The following is a 22,486-nucleotide window of genomic DNA, read 5'->3' on the forward strand; positions in this document are numbered from 1 at the left end:
TCTTGTTAGCGAAACCAGGGGGCGGAACATGAAACACAGAAAAAGACGCGCGCTGTCGCGGTTGGTCGCCGCCGGCCTGCTGCTCGTGGGGCTGCCGAGCACGGCAGCCGCCACGGACGGCGGACCGGACCTGCCGCGCCTCAAGCAGCCGAAGGCCGTTCCGGTCGAGGCCGTCGCGTTCGGGGGGAAGAAGAAGTCCGACGCGGCAGCCGCGCATTCCTGGAAGAGAACGGCGCCGCAGGTCCGCTGGCCCGGTGCCGGCTCCGCGGAGGTGTCCCTCGGCACCGGCGGCAGGGCGGGCTCGCTGCCCGTCTCCCTGACCGCCGCACCCAGCGCGGCCCGGAGCTCCGGCGCGACACCGACGGCGGCACCGGCCAGGGTGCGGGTGTCCGTCGCCGACCGCAGTCACGCGCGTGCGGCGGGAATCGAGGGACTGCTGCTCACCGTCGGCCGCACCGACGGCGGGAAGAAGCCGGCCGACGCCCGCGTCACGCTGGACTACTCCTCCTTCCGCGGCGCCTACGGCGGTGACTGGGCGGCACGGCTCCGGCTGGTGCAGCTTCCGGCGTGTGCGCTGACCACGCCGCAGCGGGAGGCGTGCCGGGTCAGGAAGCCGATCAGGACCACCAACGACACTCGGACGGGCACCCTCTCCGCACCGATATCCGTGTCCGGCGCGACCGCTCTGGCCGCGACGGCCGAGGCCGCCGGCCCGACGGGCGACTACAAGTCGACGTCCCTCCAGGCGTCCGGCTCGTGGAGCGGCGGCGGTTCGACGGGGGCCTTCGCCTGGTCCCACCCGATCGGTGTCCCCGCCGTCCCGGGCGGTCTGGGCCCGAAGATCTCGCTCGACTACAACTCGCAGGGCGTGGACGGCCGTACCGCCGCCTCCAACAACCAGCCGTCCTGGATCGGCGACGGCTGGTCCTGGGAGCCGGGCTTCATCGAGCGCAAGTACAAGCCGTGCGAGAGCGACAAGACCGGCGCGACGAACACGACCCGCGTCGGCGACGTGTGCTGGTTCAACGACAACGCCACCCTGTCCCTCGGCGGCAAGTCGACCGAGCTCGTGTACGAGTCGGGCAAGGGCTGGCGTCAGGCGAGCGACTCCGGTGCCAAGGTCGAGAGGCTGACCGGCGCCACCAACGGCGACAACAACGGTGAGCACTGGAAGGTCACGACGACCGACGGCACCCAGTACTTCTTCGGCCTCAACCGGCTCCCCGGCTGGAGCGACCACGGCACGGCGGCCGACGACCCGGTCACCGACTCCGCCTGGACCGTGCCGGTCTTCGGCAACCACTCCGGCGAGCCCTGCTACAACACGAGTTTCGCCAACGGCTGGTGCCAGCAGGCCTGGCGCTGGCAGCTCGACTACGTGGTCGACCCGCACGGCGACGCCATGGCGTACTACTGGAACGCGGAGAAGAACAACTACACCCGCAACGTCGACCAGACGACGGGCAAGGGCACGGTCACGCCGTACACGCGCGGCGGTCACCTCGACCACATCGACTACGGTCTGCGCTCCGACGCCGTCTACACCGGTAAGGCCATGGGCCGGGTCGACTTCGCCGTGTCCGAGCGGTGCCTGACCAACTGCGGCACCTTCGACGAGACCAACGCCAAGAACTGGCCGGACGTCCCGTACGACCAGTACTGCAAGGACGGCTCGACGGAGTGCAAGAACCAGTACTCCCCCACCTTCTGGACCCGCAAGCGGCTGACCTCCATCACCACCAAGGTGCTGACCGGTGGCGCGTACAAGGACGTGGACAGCTGGGCCCTGGACCAGGACTTCCCCGCCTCCGGTGACGGCATCTCCACCCCGATGTGGCTGAAGTCGATCCAGCGGACCGGCAAGGTGGGTGGCGGCATCACGCTGCCGGCCGTCACGTTCGCGGGCGAGCAGAAGGCCAACCGCGTCGACAGGACCGGTGACGGGCTCGCCCCGTTCATCCGCCTGCGCCTCTACCAGATCACCACCGAGACCGGCGGCACCATCGGCGTCACGTACTCCGAGCCGGAGTGCACCGCGACCACCCTGCCGCCGGCCGACGGCACCAACACCACCCGCTGCTATCCCGTGAAGTGGGCCTACGAGGGTCAGACGGCCAAACTCGACTGGTTCAACACGTACGTGGCGACCACCGTGGTCGAGGGCGACAACCTGGTCGAGTCCCCGGACAAGGTCACCAGCTACTCCTACCTCGGCGGGGCCGCCTGGGCGAAGAGCACCGACGAGTTCACCAAGGCCGAGGACCTCACCTACTCCGTCGCCCGCGGCTACGGGCGGGTCCAGACCCGCACCGGCGCCGCCTCCGACCCCAGAACCCTGACCGAGACCCGCTACTTCCGCGGACTCGACGGCAAGAGCGTCGAGGACTCGGCGGGTGCCTCCGTCACCGACCGCGAGCAGTTCGCGGGCATGCAGCGCGAGACGGCCACCTACAACGGCGACGACACGAGCAAGCTCGTCTCCGCCACCTCCTACACGCCGTGGCGTTCGGCCGCGATCGCCACGCGCACCCGCTCCGGCCTCCCGGACCTGGTGGCCTACCAGACCGGCGTGGAGAAGGAGTCGACCCGGACGACGGTCACCGGCGGCAGCCGCACCACCGAGCTGACCCGGACCTTCGACGCCTACGGCATGGTCGCCACGGTCGGCGAGAGCGGTGACACCGCCAAGCCCGGCGACGAGCAGTGCACCACCAACAGCTACGCCCGCACCGGCGCCGGCGCGATCCTCGACAGGGTCAGCCGGGTCGAGACGGTCGCCGTCGCCTGTGGGGCCGCCGTGTCCCGGCCGGCCGACGTGATCGACGACGTCCGGACCTACTACGACGGCGGTGCGCTCGGCGCGGCCCCGACCAAGGGCGACGTCACGCGGACCGAGCGGATCAACGGCGCGGGCAGCGGCTACGACGTGGTGTCCAGCACCCCGGCCGCCGACTTCGACGCGTACGGCCGTCCCCTGTCGAGCACGGATCCCTACGGCAGGACCACCACGACCCGCTACACCCCGGCCGCCGGCGAGGCGCCGACGACGACCGAGGTCACGAACGCCAAGGGCCACGTCACCTCCACGGTGACCGACCCCCTGCGGGCGCAGGCCACCAAGGTCACGGACGCCAACGGCAAGATCACGACCACCGCCTACGACGCGCTGGGCCGGACGACGAAGGTGTGGCTGCCGACCCGGTCGGCCGCCACGTACCCCGACTCCCCCAACTACGTCTTCGAGTACCTGGTACGGAACGACGGCCCGATCGTCGTCACCACCAGAACCCTGACGCACGACGCGAAGTACAAGAGCAGCTACGCCTTCCAGGACGGGCTGCTGCGCGCCCGCCAGAGCCAGGAGACGTCCCCCGACCAGTCCGGCCGCCTCGTCACGGAGACCTTCTACGACACCCGCGGCCAGGCCTGGCGCTCCTCCGGCACCTACTACGCCACGGGGGCGGCCGAACCGGTGCTCGTCACCGGGCAGGAGCTGAACTACCCGGCGTCCACCGACACCGAGTACGACGGCGCGGGCCGCGTCACCGCGGTCGTCTCCAAGCGGTTCGGCGACGAGACGAAGCGGGTCACCACGACCTACACCGGTGACACCACCACGGTCGTCCCGCCGAAGGGCGGCACCGTGACCACCTCCGTGGCGGACGCTCTGGGGCGCGTCACGGAGCGCATCGAGTACACCACCGCCGACCGGTCGGTCTCGCAGAGCACGAAGTACCACTTCGACAAGCGGCGGCGCATGGACGCGTTCACCGACGCCTCCGGCGCCACCTGGACGTACACCTACGACGTCCGCGGCCGCCAGGTCCAGGTCGACGACCCCGACAAGGGCACCTCGACGTCGACGTACGACGCCGGTGACCGGGTGGTCTCCGCGAAGGACGCACGGCAGGTCACCCTGACCACCGAGTACGACGAGCTCGGCCGCAAGACCGCCGTGAAGAAGGGGACGACCGTCCTGTCGTCCTGGGAGTACGACACGGTCGCCAAGGGCCAGCTGTCGAAGTCGACCCGCTGGGTGGACGGCCAGGCCTTCGAGGCGGCCGTGACGACGTACAACAGCCTCTACCAGGCCGTCGTCCAGCAGGTCACCGTCCCCGCGAACCAGGGTGCGCTGGCCGGCACCTACAAGTGGACGACCTCCTACAACCCCAACACCGGCCAGGTGATGTGGAGCCAGCAGCCGGCCATGGGGGGACTGCCCGCCGAGAAGGTCGCCAACACCTACACCTCGGTGACCGGACTGCTGAACACGGTCGGCGCCGGCGCGGATCCGCTGATGTCCGCGAACACCTACGACCACTACGGCCGCAACATCCGGCAGGAGTACGGCGCCTTCGCCCAGCACCTGTGGGTGAGCAACGAGTTCGACGAGCACACCGGAGAGCTCACCCGCTCGATCACCGACCGTGACGTCGCGCCGCAGCGCGTCGACGACACCCGGTACACCTACGACCCGGCCGGCAACATCACCTCGCTGGCCGCCGCCTACGGCCAGGACGCGGGCCGCACCACGGACACCCAGTGCTTCACCGTGGACGCCCTGCGCCGGATCACCGAGGCGTGGACCAACACGGGCGAGACCTGCGCCACCGCGCCCTCGGACGCCGTCGTCGGCGGTCAGGACGCGTACTGGACGACGTACGCCTACGACGCGGTGGGCAACCGCACCTCCGAGACGCAGCACAGGACCGGCTCGGGTCCGGCCGCCGACACCGTCCGCACCTACGCCGCGCCGACGCCCGGGAAGCACAACCTGTCCAAGGTGACGCAGACCGGCACCGACCCCCACGAGGAGGCCTTCACCTACGACGCGAGCGGCAACACCCGCACGCGGAAGTCCGGTGCGTCGCCCGAGCAGACGCTGAACTGGGACGACGAGGGCCACCTCTCCTCCGTCACCGCGTCCGGCACCGAGATCGCCGGATACGTCTACGACGGGGACGGCCAGCGCCTCGTCCGGAAGGACGCCGACGGCACCACGCTCTACCTGCCGGGAGGCAACGAGCTCCACCTGAGCAAGTCGGGAACGGTCACCGGCACCCGCTACTACACGGTCGCGGACAAGGCGATCGCGATGCGGACCAACGGGAAGCTGACCTTCCTCGTCAGCGACCACCACAACACCGGCACCGTCCAGGTCTCCGCCGACGCCGCCATGACCGTCACCCGGCGCAAGAGCACCATCTTCGGCGCGGACCGGGGCGCCCCGGCCACCGGCTGGACCGGCGACAAGGGCTTCGTCGGCGGCACGCGGGACAAGGCCACCGGCCTCACCCACCTCGGCGCCCGCGAGTACGACCCGGTCACCGGCCGCTTCATCAGCGTCGACCCGCTCCTGGTGCTCGACGATCCGCGGCAGCTGAACCCGTACACGTACAGCAACAGCAACCCGCTGGCGTTCAGCGACCCCGCCGGAACGGAGATCGGCTCGCGTCCGAACTCGTGCGAGTACTCCCTCGAGTACTGCTCGACGGAGGTCCAGCAGAGCGTCGGCTACGACCCGGCGACCAAGAAGGTCGGCGAGGGGTACCGCGTCGGCAAGCCCGTCGAACCCCGTGTCTGGTACGTCGACTCGTTCCCGTACAACCCCAAGGCCAAGGCCACCGCGGGCGACCGCGCCAGCTGGGTCAAGTGGGACCTGTACGGAGTGGGCGGCAACCTCGGCAGCTGGACCGGGCTGCGCGACCTCAGCGACGCCATGCCCATGTACCGCAACTACCGCCTGGGCAAGGGCGACCCGATGGTCTTCGACTACGAGAAGGCGCTGCGCGAGGAACCGGGCGTCGCCGCGGACGTGGCCGACGAGATCGCGCGGGCGCAGAAGTGGGCCGAGATCATCCAGGGACGCGAAGGCGAGAGCGCCTTCTCGATGACCGGAAGCGCCGTCGGCGTCGCCAAGAACGGGACGCCCAACTATCCTGCGACGGAGAACTGGCAGAAGGCCATCGGTGAGCACCGGGTCTGGGGAAGCGCGGACGTGAAGGTGTCGGGCGACAAGTTCACCATGCGCATCACCATCCATGCGATGGACCGGTGGGACTTCAACGAGGGGATGACGGACATCGTCACCGGCGAACCCGACGACTCCAACGGCCGCTTCGCCGAGCTCGGCTGGGCGAAGCCCTTCCTGACCTCCGGGACGGCCACCAGGGACGTCACCTGGACCAGGGGTGACATCCTGGGCGGCCAGACGACCGGCGGCGGAGGGGATTCCCGGTGACGTCACGCTCGGCACCCGCCCGTGGTGCGATCGCCACCCTGTTGGCGGTTCTCACGGTCACGTCCTGCGGCGGCGCCGCGGGCCGCGAGGACTCGGCCGGCGGTGGCGACCGCGCCTGCGAGGTACGGCAGGAGACCGACCAGATCACGTCGCGTTTCCCGTCCTTCGGCCCGCTGGAGTCGACCTCCTGGTGCGGCATGTCGCGGGACACCAGCGGTGACCGTGTCCCGGGGCCGACCGACGTCCGGTTGGTCGGGCTGCTCGACGCCGTGGACGACGAGGCCGTGCGGAAGGACCTCGGCGATCCCGTGCTGCGGTTCGAACCGGCGACGCCCACCCACCTGCCGGCGGAGATCCGGAAGCTCCTGCCGGCAGGAGCCGAGTGGATGACGAGCGAGCAGGTCAACAAGCGCATCACCGAGGATCTCTACCTCGGGACCTTCTACTACGACAGGCGGAGCGGTCAGGTGCTCTTCGACTGCTCGAACCCCAGACGAAAGGACGGACCCCCGCCCGCGGTCGTGTCGAACTGACGGAACCGCACTGACCGACCCCGAGGGACCGGCCGCCGCAGCCAGCGGCGGCCGGTCCCTTTGCACGTCCCTTGGCCCCGCGCCCCCGCTGCCCGACACTGATGCGATGACGCAGCGCATGGACCTCGCCGCCGTGATGGACCGGCTCGCGATCGACGATGTGGTCACCGGCTACGCCGTGGCCGTGGACGACTCGGACTGGGGCCTGTACCGGACCCTGTTCACCCCTGACGGGCGCGCCGACTACCGCGGCTCCGGCGGGATCGAGGGGCCGGCGGGCGAGGTCGCCGACTGGCTCGCCGAGACGATGCGGCTCTTTCCCGTACGCCAGCACCTGATCGTCAACCGCCGGATCCATGTCCAGGAGGGCTACCCCGCGGACACCGCGACCGTGCGCGCCGACTACGTCAATCCGATGCGGTTCGAGTCCGGCGAGGACTTCGTGTGCGGCGGGCGGTACACGTTCACGCTGCGCCGTACGGAGGGCGGCTGGCGGCTGCGCTCGGTGGCGGTCGAGGAGAAATGGCGCCGTACGTGACGATGGCGCGCAGACTGGGAGCGACACCTGGAGGCAGCGCATGCGGACTCCCTTCGTCCGTCGCACGTCCCCGGCGCGTACGGACCCCCGGGCCACGGCCGTGCCCACCGGCGCACCGGCGGACGGACGGTACCGGGGCCTCGTGCGCGGCGGGCTCGCCGTGGGGTTCGGCGCGCTGCCCGCGCTCGCCTTCCCCGCCCCCGGCCTGTGGTGGTGGGCGTATCTCGCGCTCGTCCCCTGGCTGCTGCTGATCCGTACGGCGCCGAGTCAGCGGCGGGCCGGCCTGGACGGCTGGTGCGGGGGCGTCGGCTTCATGCTGGCCGTGCACCAGTGGCTGCTGCCGAGCCTCCACGTCTTCCTGCTCCTCCTCTCCGTGCTCCTGGGCCTCTTGTGGCTGCCGTGGGGACGCCTGGTGCGGGCGATGCTGGGCGGCACCCCCTCGCCGGGCCGGGCCGCCGCCGCGCTGGTCGTCGTGCCCTCCGGCTGGCTGCTGGTCGAGCTGGTCCGCTCCTGGCAGGGGCTGGGCGGCCCGTGGGGCCTGCTCGGGGCGAGTCAGTGGCAGGTGCCGGCCGCGCTGCGGCTCGCCTCGGTCGGCGGTGTCTGGCTGGTGTCCCTGCTCGTGGTCGCCGTGAACACGGCCGTCGTCCTGCTGCTCGCCGTGCCGCAGCTGCGTCGCACGGCCGTCGTGGGCCTGGCCGGGTGCGCCCTGGTCGTGGGACTCGCCTGGTGGCGGGCCGCGCCACCGCCCACCACGGGCACGGTGCGGATCGCGGCGGTCCAGCCCGGTGTGTACGGCGGGCCGGACGGCGTCGCACGGCGCTTCGACCGCGCCGAGGAACTGACCAGGTCGTTGGCCGGACAGCGCCTCGACCTGGTGGTGTGGGGCGAGAGCAGTGTCGGCGCGGACCTGGGCACCCGGCCGGACCTCGCCGCCCGGCTCACCGCGCTCGCCCGCGCCGTCGACGCGCCGGTGCTGGTGAACGTGGACGCGCGCCGCTCCGACCGGCCGGGGATCTTCAAGAGCGCGATACTGGTCGGCCCCCGGGGGCCGACCGGCGGACGCTACGACAAGACGCGGCTCGTCCCCTTCGGCGAGTACGTGCCCGCGCGGGCGGTGCTCGGCTGGGTCACCTCGGTCGGCAAGGCGGCGGGCGAGGACCGCCGGCGCGGCACGGAGGCCGTGGTGCTGACACTGCCCGACGCCGCCGGTCCCGCCGGTCCGGGCCTGCGGATCGGACCCCTGATCTGCTTCGAGACGGCCTTCCCCGACATGAGCCGGCGGCTCGCCCGGGACGGCGCGGACGTGCTGGTCGCCCAGTCGTCGACCTCCACGTTCCAGGAGAGCTGGGCGCCTGCCCAGCACGCCTCGCTCGGCGCGCTGCGGGCGGCGGAGTCGGGGCGCCCGACGGTGCACGCGACGCTGACCGGGACCAGCGCCGCGTACGGGCCGGACGGTCGGCGGATCGGCCCGGTGCTCGGCACCGACGCGAGCGCCACCGCCGTCTGGACCCTGCCGCTCTCGACCGGCCGGACGGTGTACGACCGCCTCGGCGCGTGGCCGCTGTACGGGGCGCTCGTGGTCGTCGCCGCCGTGTGCGTCGCGGGGTGCCGGGAGCGGCTCAGGACGCCTGGGCGAGGGCCTCGCGGACCACGCGCTCGCACAGCTCGTGGGTCAGCAGCGCGTCCCGGGCGCTGAGCGGCCGCCCCTCGCGTACGGCGTCGAGGAAGGCCAGGACGGCCTGCTCGATGCCGCGCTGGCGGGCCACCGGCACCCAGTCGCCGCGGCGGCGTACGGTCGGCTGGCCCTTGTGGTCGACGATCTCGGCGAGGTTGAAGACCTGGCGCCTGGTGTCCTGCCCGGAGACCTCCAGGGTCTCCTCGGTGGAGCCGGACCGGCGGTTCATCGTGCCGATGGCGGTGAAGCCGTCGCCGGACAGCTGCAGCACGACGTGCTCCAGCAGCCCGTCGCGGACCCTGGCCCTCACGTCGGTGTGCTCGATGTCGCCGGGGACCAGGAAGCGCAGGGTGTCGACGACGTGGATGAAGTCGTCGAGGACGAAGGTGCGCGGGTCCTCGGGCAGTCCGATCCGGTTCTTCTGCATGAGGATCAGTTCGCGCGGGTGGTCGAGGCACTGGGCGTAGCCGGGGGCGAGCCTGCGGTTGAAGCCGACGGCGAGGCCCACGGCCCGCTTCTCGGCGAGTTCGACGAGGGCTTCGGACTCGGCGTAGTGGTAGGCGAGCGGCTTGTCGACGTACGTGGGCACGCCGGCCTCCAGGAGGCGGGTGACGATGCCCGCGTGCGCGGAGGTCGCGGCGTGCACGAAGGCGGCGTCGAGCCCGGCGCCGAGCAGCGCGTCGAGGTCGCGGTGACGGCGCGCTGCGGGCACGTGGTAGCCGTCGCCGACCTCGTCGAGGGTGGCGGGGGTACGGGTGTGGAGGTGGAGTTCGACCCCGGGAAGGGCGGACAGGACGGGCAGATAGGCCTTGCGCGCGATGTCGCCGAGTCCGATGCAGCCGACCTTCAACGGGCTCTCCTTCTGTTTCGTGGTGCGGGAGTTCGCGCCGGTCAGCTTACGCGCGCGGCCGCGTCGGCGGTCGGCGGGTGCCAGTCGGCGATGCCGTCGAAGCCGCGCAGGACGAGTCCGGGGCCGAAGCGGGACACGGCGGCCATGGCCGTGTCGCGCAGCGCGACCGCGGGGCGGGCGGAGAGCAGCGCGAGGCGGCCGGTGCGGGCGGCCTTGCGGACGATCGCGGTGGTGCGCGGCAGCCTGTCGGCGGTGTAGGCGGCGAGCGCGTCCGGTACGGGCCGTCCGCCCGCGTGGTGGGCGAGCACGACGGCGTCCTCGATCGCCTGGTTGCCGCCCTGGCCGAGGGTGGGTTCCATGGCGTGGGCGGCGTCGCCGAGCAGGGCGGTGCGGCCCGTGGTGGAAGGCGGGCAGCGGGTCGATCAGGTGGTGCACGTCGTGGCGCAGGACCGCGTCCTCGTGGGCGGCGTCGAGGATCGCCGGCACCGGGTGGTGCCAGTCGCCGAAGAGGCGCAGGAGTTCGGCCTTCTCGCCGTCGGGGGCGTGCGCTCCGGCGGGCGCCGCGGCCATGGCGTACGCGTAGACCCGGCCGTCCTTGAGGGGCTGGCTGCCCCACAGGCGAGCGGGGCCCCAGGTCTCGTGCGGGGCGAAGGGCCGCTCGGGGGCGGGGATGACGACCCGCCAGGTGGTGAAGCTGGAGTAGCGGGGGCCGGGGTGGCCGGGGAAGAGGTCGGTGCGGACGGCGGAGCGGATGCCGTCGGCGGCGACCACGAGTTCGGCCTCCAGGTCGCCGTCCGGGGTGCTGACGCGGGCGGGGCGGTGGGGGTCGCCGGGGTCGGCGAGGGCGGCGGGGGTCGCGGTGCGGACGGTGCCGTCGGGCAGGGCCGAGGTGAGGAGTTCGACGAGGGTGGCGCGGTGCAGCAGGACGAGCGGTCCGCCGAAGCGGGCGGCGGCGGCCCGGGCGTCGGTGCGGCAGAGCCAGCGCCCGTCGGGGCGGCGCATGCCGCCGTCACCCTGCCACGCGGCGAGGGCGCGGACCCGGTCGCCGAGGCCGATCACGTCGAGGGCGCGCAGGGCGTTGGGGGCGAGGCCGATGCCGGCACCGACCGGCGCCAGGCCGGCGGCGCGTTCGAGGACGGTGACGTCCCAGCCGCGCTCGCGCAGGGCGAGAGCGGCGGTCAGGCCGCCGATGCCGGCTCCGACGACGACGGCGCGGTGCTGTTCCATGGCTCCCCCTCGGGGACGACGGTCGGGGACTACGAAAGCTCACTACAGCTGTAGTGACCTCTTGACGGTACTACACCTGTAGTCCGAAGGGGAGGGGGATGCTCGATAGGTTGGCCCCATGACCGCAGCACCGGCCGCCGACGCCCCCCTCACCCGCGCCGACCGCATCGGCGACGCCGCCCTCGACCTGCTCGTCGAGCGCGGGATGCGAGGCCTGACCCATCGCGCCGTCGACGAGCGGGCCGGGCTCCCCCAGGGCTCCACGTCCAACCACGCCCGCACCCGCCAGGCCCTCCTGGAGACCGCGGTGCGGCGCCAGGTCCAGCACGAGGCGGCGGTGCTCGCCCCGCACGAGCTGCCCGCCGCCGACGCCGGCCCCGAGGCCCTCACGGACGCGCTCGCGCTCGCCCTGCACCGCTATCTGACGGACCACCGGGCGCTGCTCGTCTCCCGGTACGAGCTCGCGCTGGAGGCCACCCGCCGCCCCGAACTGCGTTCCTTCTTCGACTCCGCCGGAGCCGTCTTCCACGGCCCGCTGATCGCGATGATGCGCACGGCCGGCTCCCCCGCACCCGAGCGGCACGCGCTCTCCCTCATCGCCTGGTGCGAAGGACTGATGTTCTCCTGCGCCGCGGGCTCCTTCCACGCGGCCGTGCCGAGCCGCGCGGAACTGCGCACCGGCTTCGACGAGCTGCTGCGCGGCATGCTGGGCGACGGCGGCTGAACCGGCGTCAATTCCCTGGCCACGCGCCCGGATCATCGGCAACGATGCGGGGCATGACTGCCGAACGCATCGAATCCACCCCGCGCGTCGACCCCGGCACCCTCACCGGCGAGCGCGCGGCCCTGGAACAGTGGCTCGACTTCCACCGGGCGACCCTGGCCATGAAGTGCGAGGGCCTCGACGACACCCAGCTGCGCACCGCCTCGGCCCCGCCCTCGAACCTCACGCTCCTCGGCCTGGTCCGGCACATGGCCGAGGTCGAACGCGGCTGGTTCCGCAAGGTCCTCGCGGGCGAGGAGCTCGGCTGGATCTTCGCCACCGAGGAGGACCGCGACCGGGACTTCCACGTCACCGACCAGGACACCTGGGAGGAGGCCTACGCCGCCTGGCAGGGCGAGATCGCCCTGGCCCGGGTCCACGCCGCCGAGCGCGGGCTCGACGACGTCGGCGTCGGGAAGCACCGCACCGGCGAGACGTTCAACCTGCGCTGGATCTACCTGCACATGATCGAGGAGTACGCGCGCCACAACGGCCACGCCGACCTCGTACGGGAGCGCGTCGACGGCGCCACCGGGGACTGATCCCGGCCCGGCGCGCGCCTGATCAACCCGCGCCGGGGTGATCACTCGTGCGGGGCATTCCCCGCGAGTAGGGGCGCGCGGAACACCGCCCGACCTGCAGAGTTGCGCAGGTGCATGGAACCAGAACCACAAGGACGCTGCTCGCGGGGGTGGCCGCCATGGCCGCCCTCACGGGCTGCATCGCGGTCGAACCGCCGCCGACGGCCCCCGCGCCCGCCCCCGGCCGGACGGCCGATCCCGCCGGGCAGGACGTCGCTCCCCAGATCGTCCAGGGCCCCGCCCGCGAGGCCCTGGAGGCCGCGATGCCCGATCCCCCGGCGCCCGGACCCCGGTCGGGAGCCGAGCGGCGCGCGCCCGACGGGGCCGACTCCCCGCGCCCGCGCCGCACCGGACAGCCGCGCCCCTCCGCCGTACCGCGGCAGCGCCCGCACCCGGACGTCGTCCTGCCCGAGCTCCCGAAGGTGCCCCGCGGCCGGGCCGACGTGTGCGCCCTCGGCGAGTCCTACGGCGGCTGGAGCCCGAACAGCGAGCAGGCCCGTATCTGCCGGGGCGGCGGCTACGGCCGCTGACCCCGCAGCCGCAGCTCCAGGCGCTCGATCGCGGCCCGCACCCCGTTTCCGTAGCCGTCGTCGTCCAGGCCCTCGGCGGCGACGCGGGCCCGGTCCAGATGGACCCGGGCCGCGTCGGGGCGGGCCAGCTTCGCGTAGTCGGCGGCCAGGTTGAGGTGCAGCGAGGGGTACAGGGCGCGCAGTGCCGCCGCCGAGTCGTGCCGGGCGAGCCGGTCCTCGTCGAGGCCCTCGGCGGCCGTCAGGGCCCGCAGGTCCCAGGCGAGCTCGACGTCGGGGTCGTCCTGGGCATCCGCCATGTAGTGGGCGAGCGTGCAGCGGTGCAGCGGGTCTCCGTCAGGCCCGAGCTGGTCCCAGATCGCGCCGAAGCGGTTGCGGGCCTCTTCCCGGTCCCCGCCGTGGAGCAGCATCATCGCCTGCCCGATCCTGGTCATGACGGCGTCGTCCGACACCTGCTGCCCGGTCACTACGGCCTCCACGTGCTGTCGTCCCGGACCCCCCGGTACGGAGGACCGGATCCGACGCTAGCCCCCGGCGCGCCGGATCCGGGCGAGGCTCAGCCGAGGTCGGCGATGCGCCAGTCGATCGGCTCGTGCCCCTGGGCCGCGACGGCCTCGTCGATCTGGGTGAACGGGCGGGAGCCGAAGAACTTCTTCGCCGACAGCGGCGAGGGGTGCGCGCCCTTGACGACCACGTGCCGCTCCTCGTCGATGAGCGGCAGTTTCTTCTGGGCGTAGTTGCCCCACAGGACGAAGACCGCCGGGTCGGGGCGGGAGGCCACGGCCGTGATCACCGCGTCGGTGAACTTCTCCCAGCCCTTGCCCTTGTGCGAGTTGGCCTCGCCGGCCCGGACCGTGAGGACCGCGTTGAGCAGCAGCACGCCCTGCTCGGCCCACGGCATCAGATAGCCGTTGTCGGGGATCGCGTGGCCGAGCTCGGCCTGCATCTCCTTGTAGATGTTGCGCAGCGAGGGCGGGGTCTTCACGCCCGGGCGGACCGAGAAGCACAGCCCGTGGCCCTGACCCTCGCCGTGGTACGGGTCCTGGCCGAGGACCAGGACCTTCACCTTGTCGAACGGGGTGGCGGCGAGGGCGGCGAAGACCTCCTCGCGCGGCGGGTAGACCGGCCCCTTGGCCCGCTCCTCCTCGACGAACTCGGTGAGCTGCTTGAAGTAGGGCTTCTCCAGCTCCTCGCCGAGGACGCCGCGCCAGGACTCGGGCAGCATGTCGGTGTCGGTCACGTCAACAACCTCCGGTGGGCTTTCGTATTACTCCGAACGAGAACCTACCGGGGCCCACTGACAACACCGTCCGCCGCCCGGGTCCCACGACCGCTACCAGCTGGTGCGGCGGCTGAGCTCCCACATCTGCATGACGGTCTGCGGGTCGAGCGCCCGCTCGCCGCCGGCGATGTCCTCGCTCGCGGCGATGTAGAGCTTGCCCTGCCACAGGGGCAGCAGCCGCACGTCCTGGACCATGATCTCCTGCGCCTCGGTGAACTCGTCCGTGACGGCGGCGCGGTCGCTCTCGCGCCGGGACTTGGGGAGCAGCTCGTCGGTGATCCGGGGGCTGACGTACGGGGTGCCGAGGACGTTCTCCTTGCCCACGAAGGGGGCGATGAAGTTGTCCGGGTCCGGGAAGTCGGGGAACCAGCCACGGCCGAAGACCGGGTACTGGCCCTTCTGGTAGCCCGCCTGGAACTCCTTCCACGGCTTGCCGTGCAGGGTGACCTCGAAGAGCTCGGACTCCTCCAGCTGGCGCTTGAGCTCGGCGAACTCGGGCGCGGTCGAGGAGCCGTACCGGTCGGTGGTGTACCAGAAGTCGAGCTTGACCGGCTTGGTGATGCCGGCGGCGCGCAGGATGGCCTTCGCCTTGGCCTTGTCGGGCTGCCCGAAGCGGTCGTAGAACTTCGTGGTGTGGCCGGCGATGCCCTTGGGAACCATGGAGTACAGCGGCTCGGCGGTGCCCTGGTAGACCTTGTTGACCAGTTCCTCGCGGTCGACCAGCTGGGCGATGGCCTTGCGGACAGGCAGCTTGGCGGCGGCGTCGTCCTTGGTGTTGAAGACCAGGTAGCGGATGTCGGCGCCGGTGGACTCGACGAGCTGGAGGCCCTGGTTCTCGGGCTTGTCGGTCTGCAGCTCGATGACCTCGGCCGCGGTCAGACCGCGGTAGGTGGCGTCGATGTCCTTCTTCTTCAGGGCCGCGACCATCGCCTCGGACTCCTTGAAGTACCGGATGGTCACGCCGCCGTTCTTGGGGGCGGCGAAGCCCTTGTAGCTGGGGTTGCGGGTCAGCTCGGCCTTGTCGCCCTCGGTGTACGAGTCGAGGACGTACGGGCCGGAGCCGACCAGCTTGCCGTCCTCGCGGAGCTTGTCCGCCGAGTACTCGGCCGGGTCGACGATCGACATGGCCGGGGTGGCGAGGACGAAGGGGAAGGTCGCGTCCGGCTTGTTGAGCCGGAACACCACCGTGCGGGGGTCGGGGACCTCGATCTTGTCCAGGGAGCCCAGCATGCCGTTGGGGCCGCCCTTGTAGTTGATCGTGCGGATCCGCTCGATCGAGTACTTGACGGCCTCGGCGTCCAGCTTGTGCCCGTTCGAGAAGGTCAGCCCGTCGTGGATCTGGCACTCGAAGACCCGGCTGGAGGAGCCCTGCTTGAACTGGCAGTCCGCGGCGTCCGACTGCGGGCTGGTACTGCCGGTCGGGAAGCTCACCAGAGTCTGGAAGACATTCCGGAAAAGCTCCCAGGAATTGTCCCAGGCGGCCGCCGGATCGAGGGTCGTGGGAGAACTCGTCGTCCCCACGACGATTCTCTGTTCCGCTGCGGATTCACCGTCCGAAAACACACTGCATCCGGACAGGAGGGATATGGACGCAAGGGCTGCAGCGGCCTGCAGACTGGTCCGGTTGAACACGTGCACGCTCCTCGTTCGGCCAGGGATCGGCAGACGATACCGCAGCGCCCCGCCAGGTCAATGGCCAGCCCGGGCGGGGCACTCAAGGCATTCGTCGTATAACCGGGGCCAAACCGGTCAATAATTCAGGGAAGTGTCCGGATACCGGTCAGCCGACACCGGCGTTCAGGAAAATGCCGCCGTCGACGACCAGCGTCTGACCGGTGATCCAGTCCGACTGGGACGAGGTGAGGAATGCGGCGGCGCCGCCGATGTCCGCCGGCTCGCCGAGCCGGCCGAGCGGGTACGGGGCGGCGGCCTCGGCCTCCCGGCCCTCGTAGAGCGCGGCGGCGAACTTCGTCTTCACGACGGCCGGCGCGATCGCGTTGACCCGGACCTTCGGCGCGAACTCGTGCGCCAGCTGCAGGGTCAGGTTGATCATGGCCGCCTTGCTCATTCCGTACGCGCCGATGAACGGCGACGCGGAGATGCCGGCGACCGAGGCGATGTTCACGATCGCCCCGCCGTGCTCCTTCTGCCACGCCCGGTAGGTCTGCTGGGCGAAGCCGAGCGCCGAGACCACGTTGGTCTCGAAGACCTTGCGGGCCACCCCGAGGTCGAGCTCGGCGATGGGGCCGAAGACCGGGTTGGTGCCGGCGTTGTTCACCAGGTAGTCGACCCGGCCGAAGGCCTCCATGGTGGCCTCGACCGCAGCGGCCTGGTGGGCCTCGTCGTGCGCCTTGCCGGGCACCGCGATGACCCGGTCGGCGCCGAGCCGCTCCACGGCCTCCTTGAGGGCCTCCTCGCCCCGTCCGGTGATGCACACCCGGTCGCCGCGGGCCACGAGGGCCTCGGCGACTCCGTAGCCGATGCCCCGGCTGGCGCCGGTGACGAGGGCGACCTTGCCCGAGAGCTCGGGCAGCTCCTTCGCGCTCATGTGCGTGAACTCCTCCCAGTCGCGGATCAGTTGAGCGGGCCGCCGGCCACGTACAGGACCTGGCCGGAGACGAAGCCGGCGTCGTCGCCGGTGAAGAAGGCGATGGCGTTGGCGATGTCCTCGGGCCTGCCGACGCGCTGGACCGGGATCATGGTGGCGGCCGCCGCCTGGAACTCCTCGAAGCCCATGCCGACGCGCTCGGCGGTCTGCGCGGTCATCTCGGTGACGATGAAGCCGGGGGCGACGGCGTTGGCGGTGATGCCGAACTTGCCGAGCTCCTTGGCGAGGGTCTTGGTGAAGCCCTGCAGGCCGGCCTTGACGGCGGAGTAGTTGGCCTGGCCGCGGTTGCCGAGCGCCGAGGAGGAGGAGAGCGAGACGATCCGGCCGAAGCCGGCGTCCACCATGTGCTTCTGGCAGGCCTTGGCCATCAGGAACGCACCCTTGAGGTGCACGTTCATGACGGTGTCCCAGTCGGACTCGGACATCTTGAAGAGCAGGTTGTCGCGGAGCACGCCCGCGTTGTTGACGAGGATCGTCGGGGCGCCGAGCTCGGCGGCGACCCGGGCGATCGCGGCCTCCACCTGGGCGCTGTCGGAGACGTCACAGCCGACGGCGAGCGCGGTGCCGCCGGCGGCGGTGATCTTCTCGACGGTGTCCTTGCAGGCCGCCTCGTCGAGGTCGAGTACGGCGACGGCGCGGCCCTCGGCCGCGAGCCGGATCGCGGTGGCGGCTCCGATGCCCCGCGCCGCACCCGTGACGACGGCTACGCGCTGCTCGGTGGTGGACATGCTGGTTCTCCTCGCCCTTGGTTCGTCCCTGGATACGGTCCGTACCCCGCGTGCCGCCCGCTCTCCCGGACACCCGACCTTCCGGAGATGAGCGACCGCTTAGTATCGACCGCAGACGAGACGCTAGAAGCCCTGGCACCCGGTGTCAACGGCCCACCGGGTGCACCGGATCACTCAGCGCACGAGAAGATCGAGCAGACGTTCCACCTCGGCCTCGGGATCGGTCGTCAGGCCGGTGTGCACCGGGCCGGGCTGCACGACCGTCGAACGGGGCGCGATCAGCCAGCGGAAGCGCCGTCCGGCGTCGTCGGGGGCGGCCTGCCCGGCGGCCTCGCCGCCGGTGCAGACCCCCTCGACCGCGTGCAGCGCGGACCGTACGCCGAGGACGTCGGCGCCCGGGTCGAGCGCTGCCAGCTTGGCCTCGTCCAGATGGGTGCGGGCCGCCACGAAGGACCGGGCGCGGCAGTAGACGACCACGCCGGCGTTGAAGCACTCACCGCGCTCGACGCGGGGCACGACCCGCAGCAGCGCGTACTCGAAGACATCGCGGTCGGTCACGGGGTGCTGTCCTTCTCAGTCGCGCCCTGCCGGGGGGCGAGGCGGTCGGCGAGCCAGCCGGGCGGCTGCTGGGGGCGCCGGTCGGTGCGCGGTCCGAGGGTGATCCGCTCGTGGATGGTGGCGGCGCGCGGCAGCAGGGCCTCCACGTAGGCGGCCCGCAGCGCGTCGGTGCCGTCGAAGCCGGGCTCGTCGACCAGCCACTCGTCGGGCACCTCGGCGGCGACCTCGGTCAGCAGTTCCCGGGTGACCAGCGGGGCGAGCTCGGCGGCCGCGGCGGCGACGTCCGGCGAGAAGGGCGCGAGGGCGTGGTCGGAGGCGTCGTAGGGCTTGGCCGCGGAGGCTTGGGCGCCGGACCAGTTGTGGTGCCAGATCATGGTGGCCCCGTGGTCGATCAGCCACACGTCGCCGTGCCAGACGAGCATGTTCGGGTTGCGCCAGGACCGGTCGACGTTGTTGATCACCGCGTCGAACCAGACGACCCGGCCGGCCTCCTTCGGGTCGACCTCGTAGGCGAGCGGGTCGAAGCCGAGCGAGCCGGGCAGGTAGTCCATGCCGAGGTTGAGTCCGCCGCTCGCCTTGAGGAGCTCCTGGACCTCCTGGTCGGGCTCGGAGAGCCCGATGACGGGGTCGAGCTGGATGGTGACGAGCTCCGGCACGCGCAGCCCGAGGCGGCGGGCCAGCTGCCCGCAGATCACCTCGGCGACGAGGGTCTTGCGGCCCTGTCCGGCGCCGGTGAACTTCATGACGTACGTTCCGAGGTCGTCGGCCTCGACGATCCCGGGGAGCGAGCCGCCCTCACGCAGGGGGGTGACATAGCGGGTCGCTGTCACTTCTGTAAGCATCCCGCCAGGCTATCCGGCGGCCGCCGTGGACCGGTCCTGCCCCGCGATCGCGGCGCTCCGCCACCGTGATCTCCATGGGGGATCGAGAGTCGTCCGGACGCCGGAGCACACGCCGACGGCGCCCTCGCGTCGAGCGAGGGCGCCGTCGGGTCGTACCGAGGGGCCTACGTCACGGGTCGATGACCACGGTGCAGTTGTAGGTGCCCGGGGTCAGGTCCCGGAACGTCTCGGAGGTGTCGTCGTACACGGTCGGGGTGCTGTCGGCGGGGGTCGCCGTCAGTGCGCCGCAGCTGATCCTGGCCCTGGTGCCGGGGCCGGAACCGTTGTCCACCTGCGGCTGGAAGGAGACCGTGATGTTCGACAGCGGCGTGTTCGTGAACGTCGTCGTCTCACCGACGAAGGGGGCGTCCGAGCAGCTCGCCTTGTTGTTCACGAGGATCGACTTGTCGGCCTCTCCCTGGTAGCCGGCCGGCGTGGTCTCGTGCACCGTGTGGGTGCCCAGCTCGAGGTTGTCGAAGCAGACCTTGCCGTTCGCGTCCGTCTGCTTGGTGACCCCCTCGACCGTGAACGACACACCCGGGTGCGGCTGGTCGGAACCGCTGGGGTTGGAGCCGCCGACGGCGCCGGCGTGCTTGCGCAGCTTGGTGATCATGATCGCGCCGCGCTGCCTCGGGTCGACGAAGGTGAGTCGCTCCACCTCGTCAGCGGCGATGGTGATCGCCCGGTCGGGGGCCGGGTCGTGGTTCGGCGGCACGACCGTCTCGTGGACGATGTACTCGCCCGCGGGGACGTTGGGGATCGAGCACACGCCGCTGGCGTCGGTCGTGCACTTCAGGGACGTGGCGGTGTCCTCCGCACCGAGCGGCGCGGCGAGCGGGGGGTTGTTCGTGTACAGCGTGAACTCGGCGCCCTGGAGCTGCATGTCCTGGTCGTCGGTCTTCAGGATCTCGACGCTGCCGCAGTTCGAGACGGAGATGTTCGTCGGCGGGATGAAGTCCTTCAGGGCCGCCTGGAAGCTGTCGGACGAACGGCTCTTGAGGTAGGCGGAGCCGAGCCTGGCGCACGTGCCGTTACTCGGCAGGAGCGCGCTCAGCCGCACCGACGCCTCACCGAAGGTGCGCGGGCTCAGCCCGCCGAGCACGCCTCCCTCGGTCGCGGTGATCGCGGTGCTGTTGATCGATCCGGTCGCGTCGCCCGCCGCGGACAGGTCCTCCGCCGCGCTCCAGGAGCCGCCGGACGAGGACGTCCACCGGCGCAGGCTGATCGTGGGCTGCGTGCCACCCCTGGAGAGGTCGTAGGTGATCAGGAAGTCACCGACCGTGCGGACCGGGGTGATGCCGTTGGCGCTCTTGACCCGGCTCTGGTTGAGCTCGAAGTCCATGTTCGTGGTGCCGGACGGGTCCTGCACACGGGTCCAGTACAGGTGGAGGAAACCATCGCTGGTGGTCCCCTCCTGGTAGACGCCGAAGAACTTCAGGTCGCTCTTGTTCGGCGGGATGCCGCCGCCCTCGACCGTGGGGACGGCCGTGTTCTCCTTGGAGCCCTCGACGAAGGCGGTGTCCTGTCCGTTGGTGAACAGGGAGTCCTGCGTGCGGACCTCGGAGACGTTGTTCCAGTCGAGGTCACCGGCGGCGTCGACCCGCAGGTTGGCGTCGGCGTCGATCTCGAAGTCGCTGCCCGTGAGGCTCGGCGGCGGGGCGTCGGCGGTGGCGAAGGTGACCGGCAGGAAGCCGGCGGTGAGCAGGGCGGCGGTGGCCGCCAGCCGGAGGGTGACCGAGCGTCTGCGGCGCGGGCGCGCGGAAGGCGTCACTAGGAGTTCTCCTCGTGCGAGTGGCGAGCACAGGAATGTGCTGACTGCGCGTCAGGAATAGCACTCGGAGCCGTCCCGTTTCGCCGCGTGCGCACGGCCACGCCGGACACGGGACGAAATGCCCCCACCGGCCGACGCCCGGCGGGGCGCTTCTTCCTACAAGGAGAAGATGACGCAATTCGGCGGAACGGGCGCCCGCGCGCCGGGCATCGGACCCCCGGGCGGCCCGCGTCCCCCGCGGACCGTGTGCGGGGAACGGCCCGCCCCCCGGCGCATGCCGGCAGCCCGGTCCCGCCATGGCGGGACCGGGCTGCCGGCGGCCGTACGGGCTGGTCAGGCGCCGCGACGACCGGGCTTGAAGCCCGCCTTGGCGGTGCCGACGACCGCGAAGGCCAGCGCGGCCAGCGCGAGCAGCACCCACGGGAAGGAGGTGGCGCCGGAGGACTCCAGGAGCAGACCGCCGACCACGCCGCCACCGGCGACGGCCAGGTTGAAGACGGTGACGAGCATGGACTGCGCCACGTCGGCACCGTCGCCCGCCGCGTCCGCGATGGCGGTCTGCAGCAGGGTCGGCGCGCCGCCGAAGGTCAGACCCCAGGCGACCACGCCGATGACCACGGCGACCGGCGACGAGTAGCCGATGCCGAGGATCAGCGAGGCCCCGGCGAAGCCGGCGAGGCTGACGAGGGTGAGGACGCGCAGCTTGCGGTCGACGTACATGCCGGTCAGCCAGATGCCGGCGATGGCGGTGGCGCCGAAGACGAGCAGCATCACGTCGACGCGCTCGCCGAGGCCGGCCTTGCTCATGAACGGGGAGATGTAGGTGTAGAGGATGTTGTGGGCGAGGATCCACAGGAAGATCACCGCGAGGATGGGGCGGATGCCCGGCGTCACGAAGATCTCGCGGATCGGCCGGCGCTGCTCGGCGTCCTGGCCCGGGAAGTCGGGCACCAGCACGCGCACCCAGATCATCAGGCCGAGGGCGACCGCCGACATGATCCAGAAGACGCCCTGCCAGCTGGTCACGGAGCCGAGGTAGGTGCCGAGCGGCACGCCGGCGGTCAGTGCGATGGGCTGGCCGACACCGACGACGGCGAGGGCGCGGCCCTGCAGGTGCTCGGGCACCAGCCGGCGGGCGTAGCCGGCGAGCAGGCCCCAGATCACACCGGAGGCCATGCCGGCGACGAAGCGCGCGCCGAGCGTGAGGCCGTAGTGGGTGGACAGGGCGGTGACGGTGTTGAAGACGAACAGGCCGCCGACGGCGCACAACAGCAGGGGCCGGCGCCGCACGCTGCGGGTCGCGGCGATCACCGGGATCGCGGCGACCACCGAACCGATGGCGTACAGGGTGACGAGCTGGCCCGCCAGTCCTTCGGACACGTCGAGGCCCTGCCCGATCTGCGGGAGCAGACCCGCGGGCATCGTCTCGGTCATGATCGCCAGGAAGCCTGCGGCGGTGAACGCCAACAGTTTGAGGATGGGAAGCCGTTCCTCGGACGGCGCCTGGTGGGGGCGCAGTGCGGTTGCGGTCGCTTCGCTACTGCCAGTGCTGGTCACGGGAATTCTCCAGTTTGTCGCGGCCCGCCGGTCGGGACGGGCCGCGGCCATCGGTCAGGGGGAGGGCGGTGGGGGGGCGGGGGGGCCCCCCCCCCCGGGGGGGGGGGGGGGGGGGGGGGTGGGGGTGGGGGGGGGGGGGGGGGCGGGGGGGGGGCGGGCGGGGGAG

17 protein-coding genes and 1 pseudogene are annotated in these 22,486 nt (G+C 71.8%); 7 read left to right on the forward strand and 11 right to left on the reverse strand.

Features of this window, described 5'->3' with window-relative positions:
• Positions 1–28 precede the first annotated feature (28 nt).
• From AB0M16_RS23100 to lnt, 4 genes are all read left to right on the forward strand, one after another.
• Entirely contained in the window at positions 29–6,241 is a 6,213-nt protein-coding gene (locus tag AB0M16_RS23100; RefSeq protein WP_365345786.1) for an RHS repeat-associated core domain-containing protein, read from the forward strand.
• Positions 6,238–6,774: a hypothetical protein gene (locus AB0M16_RS23105; RefSeq protein ID WP_365345788.1), complete on the forward strand. Its 537-nt coding sequence runs from the start codon at positions 6,238–6,240 to the stop codon at positions 6,772–6,774. The genes AB0M16_RS23100 and AB0M16_RS23105 overlap by 4 nt, the downstream gene beginning before the upstream one ends.
• A 106-nt stretch (positions 6,775–6,880) precedes the next feature.
• Positions 6,881–7,312: a nuclear transport factor 2 family protein gene (locus AB0M16_RS23110; RefSeq protein ID WP_365345790.1), complete on the forward strand. Its 432-nt coding sequence runs from the start codon at positions 6,881–6,883 to the stop codon at positions 7,310–7,312.
• 40 nt (positions 7,313–7,352) lie between these two features.
• Positions 7,353–9,008: an apolipoprotein N-acyltransferase gene (gene lnt, locus AB0M16_RS23115; RefSeq protein WP_365345792.1), complete on the forward strand. Its 1,656-nt coding sequence runs from the start codon at positions 7,353–7,355 to the stop codon at positions 9,006–9,008.
• On the opposite strand, the gene AB0M16_RS23120 is transcribed toward lnt, so the two are convergent.
• Both AB0M16_RS23120 and AB0M16_RS23125 read right to left on the reverse strand, forming a co-directional pair.
• Positions 8,932–9,837 carry a Gfo/Idh/MocA family oxidoreductase gene (locus AB0M16_RS23120; protein ID WP_365345794.1) on the reverse strand — a complete coding sequence of 302 codons (906 nt, stop codon included), beginning with the start codon at positions 9,835–9,837 and terminating at the stop codon, positions 8,932–8,934. The genes lnt and AB0M16_RS23120 overlap by 77 nt on opposite strands.
• Positions 9,838–9,878: 41 nt before the next feature.
• Positions 9,879–11,064 (reverse strand): annotated as a pseudogene (locus AB0M16_RS23125) (FAD-dependent monooxygenase).
• A gap of 118 nt (positions 11,065–11,182) precedes the next feature.
• Between AB0M16_RS23125 and AB0M16_RS23130 the strand changes: the two are divergent.
• The 3 genes from AB0M16_RS23130 (at position 11,183) to AB0M16_RS23140 (ending at position 12,938) form a co-directional block, all read left to right on the forward strand.
• Positions 11,183–11,788: a TetR/AcrR family transcriptional regulator gene (locus AB0M16_RS23130; RefSeq protein WP_365345796.1), complete on the forward strand. Its 606-nt coding sequence runs from the start codon at positions 11,183–11,185 to the stop codon at positions 11,786–11,788.
• Positions 11,789–11,841: 53 nt separating this feature from the next.
• Positions 11,842–12,369, forward strand: coding sequence for a DinB family protein (locus tag AB0M16_RS23135; protein ID WP_365345798.1), 528 nt, complete (start codon positions 11,842–11,844; stop codon positions 12,367–12,369).
• A gap of 110 nt (positions 12,370–12,479) precedes the next feature.
• Entirely contained in the window at positions 12,480–12,938 is a 459-nt protein-coding gene (locus tag AB0M16_RS23140; RefSeq protein ID WP_365345800.1) for a hypothetical protein, read from the forward strand.
• Here the strand turns inward: AB0M16_RS23140 and AB0M16_RS23145 are convergent.
• The 9 genes from AB0M16_RS23145 to AB0M16_RS23185 all read right to left on the reverse strand — a co-directional run bounded on the left by AB0M16_RS23145 (position 12,926) and on the right by AB0M16_RS23185 (position 22,230).
• A complete protein-coding gene (locus AB0M16_RS23145) occupies positions 12,926–13,369 on the reverse strand; it encodes a hypothetical protein (protein WP_365345826.1) in 444 nt (147 codons plus the stop codon). The two genes, AB0M16_RS23140 and AB0M16_RS23145, sit on opposite strands and share 13 nt — an antisense overlap.
• Before the next feature lie 122 nt (positions 13,370–13,491).
• Complete coding sequence (gene ung / locus AB0M16_RS23150; protein ID WP_365345802.1) at positions 13,492–14,175, reverse strand: uracil-DNA glycosylase; 684 nt, start codon at positions 14,173–14,175, stop codon at positions 13,492–13,494.
• Between the two features lie 93 nt (positions 14,176–14,268).
• Entirely contained in the window at positions 14,269–15,849 is a 1,581-nt protein-coding gene (locus AB0M16_RS23155) for an ABC transporter substrate-binding protein (protein ID WP_365345804.1), read from the reverse strand.
• A gap of 148 nt (positions 15,850–15,997) precedes the next feature.
• Positions 15,998–16,765, reverse strand: a complete 768-nt coding sequence (locus AB0M16_RS23160) for an SDR family oxidoreductase (RefSeq protein WP_365345806.1) — start codon at positions 16,763–16,765, stop codon at positions 15,998–16,000.
• Between the two features lie 26 nt (positions 16,766–16,791).
• The gene (gene fabG, locus AB0M16_RS23165; protein ID WP_365345808.1) at positions 16,792–17,553 is read right to left on the reverse strand and encodes a 3-oxoacyl-ACP reductase FabG; all 762 of its coding nucleotides are present in this window, start codon (positions 17,551–17,553) and stop codon (positions 16,792–16,794) included.
• A gap of 174 nt (positions 17,554–17,727) precedes the next feature.
• Entirely contained in the window at positions 17,728–18,111 is a 384-nt protein-coding gene (locus tag AB0M16_RS23170) for a DUF3037 domain-containing protein (protein ID WP_365345810.1), read from the reverse strand.
• A complete protein-coding gene (locus AB0M16_RS23175; RefSeq protein ID WP_365345811.1) occupies positions 18,108–18,953 on the reverse strand; it encodes a HipA family kinase in 846 nt (281 codons plus the stop codon). Before AB0M16_RS23175 ends, AB0M16_RS23170 begins: the two co-directional genes overlap by 4 nt.
• 169 nt (positions 18,954–19,122) lie before the next feature.
• The gene (locus tag AB0M16_RS23180) at positions 19,123–20,763 is read right to left on the reverse strand and encodes a prealbumin-like fold domain-containing protein (protein ID WP_365345813.1); all 1,641 of its coding nucleotides are present in this window, start codon (positions 20,761–20,763) and stop codon (positions 19,123–19,125) included.
• Positions 20,764–21,096: 333 nt separating this feature from the next.
• Positions 21,097–22,230 carry an MFS transporter gene (locus tag AB0M16_RS23185; protein ID WP_365345815.1) on the reverse strand — a complete coding sequence of 378 codons (1,134 nt, stop codon included), beginning with the start codon at positions 22,228–22,230 and terminating at the stop codon, positions 21,097–21,099.
• Between the last annotated feature and the right edge of the window lie 256 nt (positions 22,231–22,486).

The sequence above is a fragment of the Streptomyces sp. NPDC051921 genome (genome assembly GCF_040680975.1).
Lineage (GTDB): Bacteria > Actinomycetota > Actinomycetes > Streptomycetales > Streptomycetaceae > Streptomyces.